Genomic DNA, 13,233 nt, shown 5'->3' on the forward strand with positions numbered 1-13,233 from the left:
GATTACAGGATGAACCGGCTGAGATCGGTGTTCTTGGCCAGATCGCCGATATGCTTTTTCACATAATCGGCGTTGATCGTGATGGTCTGACCGGTCATGTCCGGAGCGTGGAACGATGTTTCGTCTAGCACGCGCTCCATCACCGTCTGCAAACGCCGCGCACCGATGTTCTCGATGGTTGAGTTCACCGCGACGGCGATATCGGCAAGCGCGTCGATCGCATCGTCGGTGATGTCGAGGGTCACGCCTTCGGTCTGCATCAGCGCGACATACTGTTTGAGCAGCGACGCTTCGGGCTCGGTGAGAATACGGCGCATGTCGTCCCGGGTCAGTGCCTGCAGCTCGACGCGGATCGGCAGACGGCCCTGCAACTCCGGCAGCAGATCCGACGGCTTGGCGATGTGGAAGGCGCCCGACGCAATGAACAGGATATGATCGGTCTTTACCGCGCCGTGCTTTGTGGACACGGTGGTGCCTTCGATCAGCGGCAGCAGGTCGCGCTGCACGCCTTCGCGGGAGACGTCGCCGGCGCGTACGCCATCGCGGACGCAGATCTTGTCTATCTCGTCGAGGAACACGATGCCGTTGTTCTCGACGGCCTGAATGGATTCCTGCACCACCTGTTCGTTGTCGAGCAGCTTGTCGCTTTCCTCGTTGACAAGAATTTCGTGTGAATCCGCGACGCTGAGCCGGCGCGTTTTGGTACGGCCGCCCATCTTGCCGAAGATATCGCCGATCGAGATCGCGCCGACTTGCGCGCCCGGCATGCCCGGAATCTCGAACATTGGCGAGCCGCCGGACGACTGGGTTTCGATTTCGATTTCCTTGTCGTTCAGTTCGCCTGCGCGCAATTTCCTGCGGAAGGAATCGCGCGTAGCGGCACTGGCGTTGGCGCCGACCAGTGCATCGAGCACACGTTCCTCAGCGGCCTGCTGCGCACGCGCCTGCACATCTTTACGCTTGCGTTCGCGGGTCTGCATGATTGCGACCTCGACGAGGTCGCGCACGATCTGCTCGACATCGCGGCCGACGTAACCGACTTCGGTGAACTTCGTGGCCTCAACCTTGATGAACGGCGCATTGGCCAGCCGGGCGAGCCGCCGCGCGATCTCGGTCTTGCCGACACCGGTCGGCCCGATCATCAGGATGTTCTTGGGCAATACTTCCTCGCGCAGCGTTCCGGTGAGCTGCTGCCGCCGCCAACGGTTACGCAGCGCGATGGAAACCGCGCGCTTGGCGTCGCCCTGTCCGACAATGAAGCGGTCGAGTTCGGAAACGATTTCGCGGGGGGAGAAGTCTGTCATGGCTCTTAGCTATTGTTGAAGAAGAGGTATCGCAAGCAGCCGCAGGTCTAGATAATCGGCGGCCCGCTCTGCCATTGCCGTATCGCATCGAACGGATGGATCAGCATGATAATGTTCAGCGTCAGGTTGTCGCGGATGTGCAGGCCGACCGCGATCTCGAACACAATGGCGATCAGCACCGTTGCGATCACCGGCAGTTTCCGCGCGGCAATGAAGCCCGCGATCATGGCCAGTGTGTCGGACACCGAATTGACGATGCTGTCGCCGTAATAATCCAGCGAGATGGTGCCGGCGCGATAGCGCTCGATGATGATCGGCGAATTTTCCAGAAGCTCCCAGCCACCCTCGATCAGCATCGCGACCAGAAGGCGCGCGATCCAGGACACGCGCGGCAGCAGCAGCCATGTCAGACCATAGAACAGGAAGCCGTGAATGATGTGCGAGAACGTGTACCAGTCGGTGATGTGTTGCGAATTCTCCGAGCTCAGCACCGCGCCGTGCCACAACTTGACATAACCACAGGTGCAGATCGGCACGCGGCCCATGCCGTAGAGGATTGCCGCCTGCAGCAGAAGCAGCCCTGCCGCGATAATGAATCCTTGGCGCGGCGACAGTCCCGACCTTGCGGGCGAAGCCGCCTGGTCTGCCGCGGTGCTCATGCGCTCAGCGTTTCGAGGGTGACGTTGCGGTTGGTATAGACGCAGATGTCGGCCGCGATATCCAGCGAGCGGCGCACGATGGTCTCGGCGTCCTGGTCGGAATCGGCCAGCGCGCGTGCCGCAGCCAGCGCGTAGTTGCCGCCCGATCCGATCGCCATCACGCCGTGTTCCGGCTCCAGCACGTCGCCGGTGCCGGTCAGCACCAGCGAGACGTCCTTGTCGGCGACGATCATCATGGCCTCGAGGCGGCGCAGATAGCGGTCGGTGCGCCAGTCCTTCGCCAGTTCGACCGCCGCACGGGTAAGCTGGCCGGGATACTGCTCCAGCTTGGCCTCGAGTCGCTCGAACAGCGTGAAGGCGTCGGCGGTGGCCCCGGCGAAGCCGCCGATGACATCGCCCTTGCCGAGCTTTCGGACCTTCTTGGCGTTGGATTTGATGACGGTCTGGCCGATGGAGACCTGCCCATCGCCGCCAATGACCACCTTGCCGCCCTTGCGGACTGTGAGAATCGTCGTGCCGTGCCAGATTTCGGGCTGGGATGCTTGCATAGAAACCTCGTTGACGGCCTGATCTAGGCACTGGCGCCGCCGGTTGCAATCGACCTGCCGGGGCGGCGAATTCCGGTCACCATATATGAAAACTCAGACAAAAATCGCGTCATCCCGCAGTAGCGAAGGCGTCATGTGCCTGTTAAAAGGGCGCGACTTCCGGCTTCTGGAGAGCACTTTTCATGCGCACGGCCACCATCAAGCGCAAGACCAAAGAAACCGACATCATGGTGTCGGTCAATCTGGACGGGACCGGCATTTCCAATGTCGCGACCGGCATTGGATTCTTCGACCACATGCTGGATCTGCTGGCGCGGCATTCGCGCATCGACATCACCGTTCAGGCCGACGGCGATCTCCATATCGATTACCATCACACCACGGAAGATGTTGGCATTGCGCTCGGGCAGGCTGTGAAGCAGGCGCTCGGCGACATGAAGGGCATCACCCGTTACGCCAGTATCCACATGCCGATGGACGAAACGCTGTCGCGCGTCGTGATCGACATTTCGGGGCGGCCGGTGCTGGTGTTCAAGGCCGAGTTCCCGCGCGACAAGATTGGCGAGTTCGACACCGAGCTGGTGCGCGAGTGGTTCAATGCCTTTGCGATCAACGCCGGCATAACGCTGCATGTCGAGACGCTGTACGGCGAGAACAACCATCATATCGCCGAGTCGTGCTTCAAGGGCCTGGCGCGTGCGTTGCGCGCCGCGGTCGCGATCGATCCGCGCGCCGCGGGCGAAATTCCCTCGACCAAGGGTACGCTCGGCGGCTGATTTGACCTGAAGCGCATGCCGGTCATGCGCTGGACTTCACTTTTGGACCTGCAAGTGACGCACGATCTTTGCCGGATCGTGCCGAACGAGGTTCCGGAGAACGATCATGGCGGTTTATACGGTTCACGCTCCGGCGAGCTACGGCGTCGATGTCCGCACGGCGCCGGAAAAGCTCGTGTTCGTGCGCGACGGGTTTTATGTCTGGGCTTTCGTCGCTGCGATCTTCTGGCTGATCTGGCACCGGCTGTGGCTGGCGCTGCTCGGCTACATCGCGCTGATGATCGTGGCTGAAATCGCAATGTCGGCTGCCGGCGTCGGATCGGGCGCGCGTTTGCTGGTGATGGCTGTCATCGCATTGCTGGTCGGGCTTGAGGCCGGATCGCTGCGCCGCTGGAAGCTGTCACGCGGCAAATGGCGTCAGCTCGATGTGGTCACCGCGGATTCGGAAGAAGCCGCCGAGCGGCGGTTCTTTGAACGCTGGAATGCAAGAACTGCGCGCAGCAGCCCGTCGTCACCGCCCCCACTGCCGCGCGCGTCGATTTCGCAGCCGCAAGGCATCATTGGTCTGTTTCCTGAATCCGGAGCGCCGCGTTGAGCGTTGCTATCATCGATTACGGCTCTGGCAATCTGCACTCGGCGGCGAAGGCTTTCGAGCGCGCGTCGCGCGCCATGGAACAGCCGCAGAAGATCGTCGTGACGCGTGATCCCGAAACCGTGTTTCGCGCGGATCGGATTGTCTTGCCGGGGGTCGGCGCGTTCGCGGATTGCCGCAAGGGCCTCGATGCGCTCGATGGCATGGTCGATGCGATGACGGAAGCGGTGCGCGACAAGGCGCGGCCGTTCTTCGGCATCTGCGTCGGCATGCAGTTGATGGCGACCCAGGGCAAGGAATACGTCACCACGCCGGGGTTCGACTGGATTTCGGGTGATGTCGTGAAGATCACGCCGCGTGAGGAAGACCTGAAGATTCCGCACATGGGCTGGAACACGCTCGATCTGGTGCGCGAACATCCGGTGCTGGAGCGGCTTCCGCTCGGCGACAAGGGCCGCCACGCCTACTTCGTGCATTCCTATCACCTGAACGCGGCGAATGAAGCCGATGTCGTCGCGCGCGCTGACTACGGCGGGCCGGTGACGGCGATCGTCGCCAGGGACACTGCGATCGGCACGCAATTTCACCCCGAGAAGAGCCAGCGCTTCGGTCTCGCCCTGATCTCCAATTTTCTGAAGTGGAAGCCGTGATTCTTTTTCCCGCGATCGATCTCAAGAACGGTGAGTGCGTGCGCCTCGAGCAGGGCGACATGGCGCGCGCGACCGTGTTCAACCTCGATCCCGCTGCGCAGGCGAAAACCTTCGAGACGCAGGGTTTCGAATATCTTCACGTTGTCGATCTCGACGGCGCGTTCGCCGGCAAGCCGATGAATGCGCAGGCCGTTGAGGCGATGCTGAAGGTTGTGAAATTCCCGGTGCAGCTCGGCGGCGGCATCCGCGATCTTGCGACTGTCGAGGCGTGGCTCGCCAAGGGTATTCGCCGGGTCATTATCGGCACCGCCGCGGTGCGCGATCCTGCGCTGGTGAAAGAAGCCGCGAAGAAATTCCCGGGCCAGGTGGCTGTGGGTCTCGATGCGCGCGACGGCAAGGTCGCGGTTGAGGGCTGGGCGGAAACGTCCACCGTCACTGCGCTCGACATCGCGCAGCGGTTCGAGGATGCCGGTGTCGCGGCGATCATCTTCACTGATATTGCGCGCGACGGCCTGCTCAAGGGGCTTAATCTCGACGCGACGGTTGCGCTGGCCGAGGCGATTTCAATTCCGGTGATTGCGTCGGGCGGCTTTGCGTCCATTGCGGACGTGAAGGCGCTGCTCGAGCCTCGCGCCAGAAAGCTGGAAGGCGCGATCTCGGGCCGTGCGCTGTACGACGGCCGTCTCGATCCGGCTGAAGCATTGACGCTGATCCGCAACGCGCGGGCGGCGGCTTAAGGGCAGGGCAACGATGTTCAAGGTTCGCGTGATCCCCTGCCTCGATGTGAAGGACGGCCGCGTCGTCAAAGGCGTCAATTTCGTCGATCTGCGTGACGCGGGCGATCCGGTCGAGGCCGCGATTGCCTATGACGCGGCAGGCGCTGATGAGCTTTGCTTCCTCGACATCACAGCGACTCACGAGAACCGCGGCACCATTCTCGATGTGGTGCGGCGGACGGCGGAAGCCTGCTTCATGCCGCTGACCGTCGGCGGCGGCGTGCGCACCGTGGACGACATCCGCACGCTTCTGACCTATGGCGCCGACAAGGTGTCGATCAATTCGGCCGCGGTCGCCCGGCGCGAATTCGTCAAGGAAGCCGCGGAGAAATTTGGCGACCAGTGCATTGTTGTCGCCATCGACGCCAAACGCACCGGTTCGGACCGCTGGGAGATTTTCACCCATGGCGGCCGCAAGTCGACCGGGATCGACGCCATCGAATACGCGCAGGAAGTGGTCTCGCTGGGCGCGGGAGAAATCCTGCTGACCTCGATGGACCGCGACGGTACCCGCCAGGGTTTCGATATCAATCTGACCCGCGCCATCGCCGACAGCGTCAAGGTTCCGGTGATCGCCTCCGGCGGCGTTGGCAATCTCGATCATCTGGTCGCGGGCATCCGCGAGGGACACGCGACCGCGGTGCTGGCCGCTTCGATTTTCCATTTCGGCGAGTTCACCATTCGTCAGGCCAAGGACCATATGGTTCGCGCGGGATTGCCGATGCGGCTTGATCCATGAGCTTCGTTTCGGGAAGGCAACCGGCCGTATGCCAAATACCTGAATCCGATCAACTCTTTGCGCTCCCTACCGGGGTACGGAAGTGATAGAAGGCGCTTTATGAGCCGTTTTACGATCCATGATCTGGCAGCCACCATCGATGCCCGCGCGGCGTCGGGGGGAGATACGTCCTATACCCGCAAGCTGCTGGACAAGGGCCCCGATCATTGCGCCAAGAAGCTGGGCGAGGAGGCGGTGGAAACCGTGATCGCCGCCATTGAAAACAATCGCGATCATCTGATCGCCGAGAGCGCCGATCTCGTCTTCCATCTTCTGGTGCTGCTGAAATCGCGCGGCATCAGTTTTTCGGATGTCGAAGATGCGCTGGCGCAACGGACGCAGATGTCGGGCCTCGAAGAGAAAGCTGCGCGCAAGCGCGATTAGTTCAATTCCGGCCCCCCGCGGGGACACGCGGATTCCGGACAGGAGGGAATGGCTCATGGATGTGAGAGCCGACCAGGTTCAGTACAATCCCTACCGCGTTTTCTCGCGCGCGCAGTGGGCCGCCCTGCGCGACGACATGCCCATGACGCTGACCGCCGAGGAAATCGCGCGGATGCATTCGATGCATGATCGCCTCGACATCAAGGAAGTCGAGGAAATCTATCTGCCGTTGTCGCGGCTGCTGTCGTTCTATGTCGCGGCTGCGCAGCGCCTGTTCGTTGCGCAGCGTCACTTCCTCGGCATCGAGGACCGCAAGATGCCCTACATCATCGGCGTCGCCGGGTCGGTGGCGGTGGGCAAATCCACCACGGCACGCGTGCTGCAGGCGTTGCTCGCGCGCTGGTCACCGCGGCCCAAGGTAGATCTCGTCACCACCGACGGGTTTCTGTTTCCGAACGAGATTCTGGAACGCGAAGGCTTGATGCAGAAGAAGGGCTTTCCCGAAAGCTACGATCTCCCCGCGCTGCTCAGTTTCCTGTCCGACATCAAGGCCGGTCGCCGACCTGTCCGCGCGCCGGTCTACTCGCATCTCACCTACGACATCATTCCCAACGAGGGAGTCGAAATCGACCGGCCCGACATTCTCATCGTGGAAGGCGTCAACGTGCTGCAAACCGGACGCCTGCCGCGCGACGGCAAGGCCGTGCCCTATGTGTCGGATTTCTTCGACTTCTCGGTCTATATCGATGCTGAGGAGCCGATCCTGCGCGAATGGTATGTCGAGCGCTTTCTCACATTGCGCGACACGGCGTTCCGCGATCCACGGTCCTATTTCAATCGCTATGCGAAGCTGTCGGACAAGGAAGCGACCGACCGGGCGCTTGAGCTCTGGACCACCATCAACCTTGTCAATCTGGAAGAGAACATCCTGCCGACCCGGCCGCGTGCGACGCTGATCCTGAAGAAGGGCAGTGACCACATCATCGAGGACGTTCAGTTGCGGCGGCTGTAGGCAGAGTTTTCTTCGTCATTGCGAGGAGCGGAGCGACGAAGCAATCCAGCTTCTCCCAAGAGTGGATTGCTTCGCTGCGCTCGCAATGACAGTCAGGTGGATCATGCCGCGTGACGCGTCGCGTCGGCGCCGAAGTGATCGAGATAACGGCCGGAGATGGCCGACACCGGCATGACAACCAGTACATCCGTGGTGCCAAACTGGTGGTCGATCACCGCGCCGTCGCCAACGAAGGCGCCGACCCGAAGATAGCCTTTGATCAGCGGCGGCAACATGCGCAACGCCGCCTTGGTATCGATGTTCTCTTTCGCGATGCGATTCATTTCCACCCGGCGCGAGGGATGCGCGCTGGCGCGCCAGCCTTCCGGCGCCGCCGCGAAGTGGTGCAGGAACGACAGCGGCAACGCGAGCCGGTCCGGATCGGTGCCCTCGAAGCTGGCGCAGCCAATCATCACATCGAGATTGTGCCGGCGCACGTAACTCCACACGCCGTGCCACAAAAGCTCAACGGTTCGCTTGGTGCGATAGGGCGGCAGCACGCAGGAGCGGCCGAGCTCGAGAAACTTCAAGCCTGCCTGGCGCTGCATCAGGCCGGAAATGTCGAACTCATCGTTGGTGTAAAAGCCGCCATGCTTTTCGGCGACGTCCTGGCGCAGCAGGCGATAGGTGCCGACCACGGGTTGCTTGCCGCTCATGGTCGGCTTGGCGGCGTGATCCACCACCAGCAGGTGATCGCAGATCTTGTCGAACGCATCCTTGTCACGCTGCGCCAGCATGGTGGCGGCATCGGCGATAGCGGAGCCGTTCTTGTAGAAAACCTTGTAGCGCAGCTTCTGCGCGCGCTTCACGTCGCTCTTGGTCTGCGCAAGACGGACTTCCAGCGCGCCGATCTTGCCGAGACGCGCAGGTTGCATCATCTCCGGCACGGCCTCGCCGCGCAGGCTTGAATGCATAAGGTTTGGCATCAGCCAGGTGGCAGCCGTCGTCGCGGCCGACTTCGCATGAGCAGGCCGGAGCATTTGAACCAGCGGATTTTGGCGAAACGCTTCAAGCGGGCTTCGAACGGCCTGCCGCTCAAATGTTCTGGAATTCGCATCCGGCTTCGTCAGCGCCGGTTTATTGCCGCTCATGGCTTCCTCGCGGCTGCGCGCATTGATTCGCCAAGCGCAGCCCTGAGGCACCAATAATCATGGTCGTGATACGGATTTATGACATCGCGCCGCGCACGGCGCGATGCAAATCAGGCAACAATCGCGCGCGATGCAGGAATGGCCGCTAACGCATCCATCAGCTTGTCGCGATCGAGCGGCTTGACCAGAAAACCATCCATGCCCGCCTCGAAGCAGGCATAGCGATCATCAACCAGGGTGTTCGCCGTCAGCGCGAGAATCTTCGTGCGCCGCGGGCTGCGTTCCGCCTCAAGCGCGCGAATCCGTTTTGTCGCCGCGATGCCGTCCAGCTTCGGCATCTGGATATCCATCAGCACCACGTCATAGGGCGTGCCCGCACCGTCGGCGGCGATCCACGATTCGAGAGCCTGCTCGCCATCGGTGGTGATGACCGCGCGGTGGCCCATGCGCGTCAGCAAGGACCGGATCAGGAGTGCGTTGATCTCGTTGTCTTCCGCGACGAGGATCGAGAGTGCACGCGGCGCGACTGTCTGCGGAGAGACGATGCTCGATGGCTCAATCGCAGGCTCGTTGTCACCGGGCAGTTCCGGCACCAGCGCTGCACCGGACGCCGAGAGCCGCGCGGCCAATGACGTCGCGCGCAGCGGTTTCACCAGATAGCCGGTGAACAACGCCATGATGCCGGTCGGGATGTCGCGCCGCGCCGAGGGCGTAAACATAGCGATCCGATGCGTTGCGTGATGTGAGGCCGCTGCTGCGAAATCCTGCAACCGGGTGTCGCTGCCGGTGCAATCGGCCAGGACCGCGTACCACGACCGCTCCGGCAGCAATGCACGCGCGATGTCGGCGTCCGCGACCGTGCAGGTCTGCGCACCCCAGCGTCCCAGCCGCCGCGCGATCAGAGAGGCTTCGATGGTCTGCGGCGCGACCAGCATGACGGACTTGCCGGTCAGATCGGGCGCAAGGAAGGGCGAGGCGGAACTGTGCCCGGGTTCCGCCACAGCAAGCGGGATCGAGAACGCGAATGTTGCACCGGCGCCTTCGGCGCTTTCCAGCGTAATCCGCCCGCCCATGCGCCGGACAATGCGCTCGCTGATGCTGAGTCCCAGACCTGTGCCGCCGTAATTTCGCGCGATGCCTTCGGAGGCCTGCTCGAACTCGCGGAAGATTCTTTGCTGCGCTTCCGGCGCGATGCCGATGCCGGTGTCGCGCACGAGAAAGGAGACTTCACCCGGCCAGATGCCGGGCTCGACGATCAGGGCGACACCGCCAACCGAAGTGAACTTGATGGCGTTGCCGGCGAGATTGAGCAGCACCTGCCGCAACCGCGCGGCGTCGCCGATGACTTCCGCGGGCAGCCGTTCATCTACATAGGATGCGATCTCGAGCTTGCGGGCCTGCGCGCGTGGCGCGAGCAGCTCGGTGATTTCCTCGATCATCGCTGCCAACGTAAACGGCCGATACTCGAGGTCGATTTTGCCCGCTTCGATCTTGGAGAAGTCGAGCAGTTCGTCGATCAGCGCCATTAAGGCATCGCCGGATGTTTTCACGGCCTTTGCGTAGGTCGCCTGTTCCGGGGTCAATTCTGTGTCGAGCAGCAGGTTGCTCATGCCGATGATGCCGTTCAGCGGCGTGCGGATCTCGTGCGACGCCATGGCGAGGAATTTTGATTTCGCCCGGTTGGCGGAGTTGGCGAGATCGCGCGCTTCGGCCAGCGCGCGTTCGGTCTCGGCGCGGTCCGTCACGTCGCGGCCGACGCATTGCAGGTCGGCGGGCTGATAGGCATCGCTGCGCACAAGGCCCTCGCGCCATGCGATCCAGCGCGGACCCATCGCGCTGTCGATCTTCTGGTCGTGAACGCGTGTGCCACTCGGCTCGATTGCGATAGCGCCCTGTTCCAGCACGGGCAATGCAAAGCGAGTCCCGATCAGGGCTTCGCGCGATTTGCGCGCGAGCGCGCAGTAGGCGTCATTGACCGACGTGATCAGGCCGTCGCTGTCGCGCAGAACGATCAGGTCGCTCTGGGATTCGAACAGGCTGCGGGCATGTTCCTCGGCGCCCTTCAATTCCCAGTTGCGGTCAGCCAGTGCTTCGTTATGCAGCTCGATCTTGCGCATCTTCTTGCGCAGCCAGCGCATCCGCATGCTGAGTGTCGCAAGCGCCAGACAGGCCAGCGCGAACAGGAAGCTCGCGCCGAGGGCGAAGCTATGCGGATCGTAGGTCTCGCTGCGGCTTCCCGTGATGAACCCGTAAGCGCCGCCGAAGGCCGCGGAGAAAATCATCACGGAGCGGATCGTGAGGGTGATCCAGGGATGCCGTCGGCTAAAACGGCGAAGCCGGGATCGGATGCGCAAGGCTCGCAGCATTGGTGTCCGCTCCGCGGTTAAGATCGTGCGTGAGGAAAGTCCGCGCAAGAATGTGTTGGGGATGTTTCGAAGAGTTTGAAGCGCGCGCGGATCGCCGGCGGCGATCCAAACGTGGCTAACGAGACGTTAACGCCTCACATCGACCGCTCGGCCATGCGCACGCGCCCTCCGGCGCCGACAACAAGTGCCGCGGCCTCCCGCGTGCTGAAGGCGCGCGACTGTACGAAGACGCGATAATCCGCGCCGGGCTCCCGCGACAGATAGATCACCGGGTCCGCATGGGTGGCGTGGTCGGCGATGCTGACGAATGTCGTCTCGCGCGTCACCATGCAACTGTCGGCTTCGGCGGTCCGCGCCCCGTCGATCACGGTGAAATCGGCGAGATCCGGGTTGTCGACGATCTGAACCCGCACGGTGGCGACTTCCGGATCATCGGTGAAGCTGACGTGAAGCGGATTTTGCCATGGCGCGGTTGCGATCTGCATCGATGCGCGGCCAAGCGCGATGCAGGGACTTGCGCTCGGGATCAGTTCACCGCCGGCGACCACGCCGGCCAGCAAGAGCGGAATGGTCGAGGCCAGGATCTTGACACGCAACATGGGACGCCACTCACAACACTGTTTACCGCCATAAGCCGCCACGACAGGGCGGCTTATGGTTTTTGAAGTGTAAAGAGAGATCGTTACTGAAGGGTTTGCGGGCGCCGATATGAGCTACGCCGCGCGGCGTAAATCTTCAGCCAGCGCGCGGTAGGACAGGGCCTCGGCGAGATGAAGCCGCCCGATGGTGTCCGCGCCATCGAGGTCGGCCAGCGTACGCGCCACCCGCAGCACGCGATGATAGCCGCGCGCCGACAGGCGCATGGTTTCGGCGGCGTCACGCAGCAGCTTCTGCCCCTGCGCGTCGGGCTGCGCGATCTCTTCCAGCACGGCAGCCGGCGCTTCCGCGTTGGTGCGGATGTGCGGCAGGCCCAGGGCCGCATAGCGTGCGATCTGAATGGCGCGGGCCGCCGCGACGCGCGCGGCAACCTCAGCGGAGCCTTCCGCCGGTGCGGGCAGGATCAGGTCGGAGGCGGTGACGGCCGGCACTTCGATTCGCAGATCAATGCGGTCCATCAGCGGACCGGAAATGCGGCCCTGATAATCCGCCGTGCAGCGGTCGATGCGGCCGCGCTTGCAGGAATAGCCGGGTTCATAGGCGTGTCCGCAGCGGCACGGGTTCATCGCCGCCACCAGCATGAACCGCGCCGGATAGGTCACGCGATGATTTGCACGGGAGACCGCGACCTCGCCGTTCTCCAGCGGCTGGCGCAGCGAATCCAGCACGCGTGCATCGAACTCGGGGAGTTCGTCGAGGAATAGCACGCCGTGATGCGCCAGCGAAATTTCGCCCGGCCGGGCGCGCATGCCGCCACCGGTCAGCGCAGCCATGCTTGCGGAGTGATGCGGCGCGCGGAACGGCCGCCGCGCCGTCAATGCGCCGCCTTCGATTTCGCCCGCGACAGATGCGATCATCGAAATCTCGAGCAGTTCGGACGGCGACAGCGGCGGCAGGATCGAGGGCAGCCGCGCCGCCAGCATGGACTTGCCTGCACCAGGCGAGCCGATCATCAACAGGTGATGTCCGCCGGCGGCGGCGATCTCCAGCGCACGCTTGGCGCTTTCCTGGCCCTTGATGTCGCGCAGGTCGAGCAGCGTGGTCTGGCGCTCGGTGATCTTCGGCTGCGGACGCGACAGGACCTGTGTACCCTTGAAGTGATTGGCGATCTGAATCAGCGATGCCGCCGCGACGATCTGAATCTCGGGACTGGCCCATGCTGCTTCCGCGCCGCAGGCCGCGGGGCAGATTAGTCCCTCGTCGCGCGCGTTGGCTCCGATCGCTGCGGGAAGCACGCCCGCGACAGGCGCGATCGAGCCGTCGAGCCCGAGTTCGCCGAGCACCGTAAATCCATTGAGCGCATCGGGCGGGATCGCGCCGATCGCGGCCATCAGCCCGAGTGCAATGGGGAGGTCGTAATGACTGCCTTCCTTGGGCAGGTCGGCGGGCGCGAGATTGACGGTGATTCGCCGGGCGGGGAGGGCGAGGCCCGAGGCGATCAGGGCGGAGCGCACCCGTTCGCGGGCTTCCGACACCGCCTTGTCCGGCAGGCCGACGATGGCGAAGGCGGGCAGTCCGGGCGCGACCTGGACCTGCACGTCCACCGCGCGGGCTTCGATGCCTTCAAACGCCACCGTGGAAACGCGCTGAACCATTGCTCC

General features: G+C 63.2%; 14 protein-coding genes. 7 read left to right on the forward strand and 7 right to left on the reverse strand.

Annotation, left to right across the window (positions count from 1 at the left end):
* Nucleotides 1-2: 2 nt before the first annotated feature.
* From hslU to hslV, 3 genes are read right to left on the reverse strand one after another with little or no spacing between them, the layout of a single operon-like run.
* Nucleotides 3-1,304, reverse strand: a complete 1,302-nt coding sequence (gene hslU / locus HMPREF9695_RS22975) for an ATP-dependent protease ATPase subunit HslU (protein ID WP_006023313.1) — start codon at nt 1,302-1,304, stop codon at nt 3-5.
* Between the two features lie 47 nt (nt 1,305-1,351).
* Nucleotides 1,352-1,963: a DUF2585 domain-containing protein gene (locus tag HMPREF9695_RS22980; protein ID WP_006023314.1), complete on the reverse strand. Its 612-nt coding sequence runs from the start codon at nt 1,961-1,963 to the stop codon at nt 1,352-1,354.
* Nucleotides 1,960-2,511 (reverse strand): ATP-dependent protease subunit HslV, encoded by a 552-nt coding sequence (gene hslV / locus HMPREF9695_RS22985; RefSeq protein ID WP_006023315.1) that lies wholly within the window; start codon nt 2,509-2,511, stop codon nt 1,960-1,962. The genes HMPREF9695_RS22980 and hslV overlap by 4 nt, the downstream gene beginning before the upstream one ends.
* Nucleotides 2,512-2,693: 182 nt before the next feature.
* On the opposite strand from hslV, the gene hisB reads away from it, so the two are divergent.
* From hisB to coaA, 7 genes are all read left to right on the forward strand, one after another.
* A complete protein-coding gene (hisB, locus tag HMPREF9695_RS22990) occupies nt 2,694-3,287 on the forward strand; it encodes an imidazoleglycerol-phosphate dehydratase HisB (RefSeq protein ID WP_006023316.1) in 594 nt (197 codons plus the stop codon).
* A gap of 106 nt (nt 3,288-3,393) precedes the next feature.
* Nucleotides 3,394-3,882, forward strand: a complete 489-nt coding sequence (locus HMPREF9695_RS22995; RefSeq protein ID WP_006023317.1) for a DUF2628 domain-containing protein — start codon at nt 3,394-3,396, stop codon at nt 3,880-3,882.
* Complete coding sequence (hisH, locus tag HMPREF9695_RS23000) at nt 3,879-4,529, forward strand: imidazole glycerol phosphate synthase subunit HisH (protein WP_006023318.1); 651 nt, start codon at nt 3,879-3,881, stop codon at nt 4,527-4,529. The genes HMPREF9695_RS22995 and hisH overlap by 4 nt, the downstream gene beginning before the upstream one ends.
* Nucleotides 4,526-5,266, forward strand: a complete 741-nt coding sequence (gene hisA, locus HMPREF9695_RS23005) for a 1-(5-phosphoribosyl)-5-[(5-phosphoribosylamino)methylideneamino]imidazole-4-carboxamide isomerase (RefSeq protein WP_006023319.1) — start codon at nt 4,526-4,528, stop codon at nt 5,264-5,266. Before hisH ends, hisA begins: the two co-directional genes overlap by 4 nt.
* Before the next feature lie 13 nt (nt 5,267-5,279).
* Complete coding sequence (gene hisF, locus HMPREF9695_RS23010; RefSeq protein WP_006023320.1) at nt 5,280-6,044, forward strand: imidazole glycerol phosphate synthase subunit HisF; 765 nt, start codon at nt 5,280-5,282, stop codon at nt 6,042-6,044.
* A 99-nt stretch (nt 6,045-6,143) separates the two neighbouring features.
* Nucleotides 6,144-6,467, forward strand: coding sequence for a phosphoribosyl-ATP diphosphatase (locus HMPREF9695_RS23015; protein ID WP_006023321.1), 324 nt, complete (start codon nt 6,144-6,146; stop codon nt 6,465-6,467).
* Nucleotides 6,468-6,522: 55 nt separating this feature from the next.
* Nucleotides 6,523-7,479, forward strand: coding sequence for a type I pantothenate kinase (gene coaA / locus HMPREF9695_RS23020; RefSeq protein WP_006023322.1), 957 nt, complete (start codon nt 6,523-6,525; stop codon nt 7,477-7,479).
* Between the two features lie 101 nt (nt 7,480-7,580).
* Here the strand turns inward: coaA and olsB are convergent, their stop codons facing one another.
* The 4 genes from olsB to HMPREF9695_RS23040 all read right to left on the reverse strand — a co-directional run bounded on the left by olsB (nt 7,581) and on the right by HMPREF9695_RS23040 (nt 13,227).
* Nucleotides 7,581-8,609 carry a l-ornithine N(alpha)-acyltransferase gene (gene olsB, locus HMPREF9695_RS23025; RefSeq protein WP_006023323.1) on the reverse strand — a complete coding sequence of 343 codons (1,029 nt, stop codon included), beginning with the start codon at nt 8,607-8,609 and terminating at the stop codon, nt 7,581-7,583.
* Between the two features lie 110 nt (nt 8,610-8,719).
* Nucleotides 8,720-10,975, reverse strand: a complete 2,256-nt coding sequence (locus HMPREF9695_RS23030; RefSeq protein ID WP_006023324.1) for an ATP-binding protein — start codon at nt 10,973-10,975, stop codon at nt 8,720-8,722.
* A gap of 134 nt (nt 10,976-11,109) precedes the next feature.
* A complete protein-coding gene (locus tag HMPREF9695_RS23035; RefSeq protein ID WP_006023325.1) occupies nt 11,110-11,574 on the reverse strand; it encodes a hypothetical protein in 465 nt (154 codons plus the stop codon).
* A 114-nt stretch (nt 11,575-11,688) separates the two neighbouring features.
* Nucleotides 11,689-13,227, reverse strand: a complete 1,539-nt coding sequence (locus tag HMPREF9695_RS23040; protein WP_006023326.1) for a YifB family Mg chelatase-like AAA ATPase — start codon at nt 13,225-13,227, stop codon at nt 11,689-11,691.
* Between the last annotated feature and the right edge of the window lie 6 nt (nt 13,228-13,233).

The organism is Afipia broomeae ATCC 49717 (assembly GCF_000314675.2).
Lineage (GTDB): Bacteria > Pseudomonadota > Alphaproteobacteria > Rhizobiales > Xanthobacteraceae > Afipia > Afipia broomeae.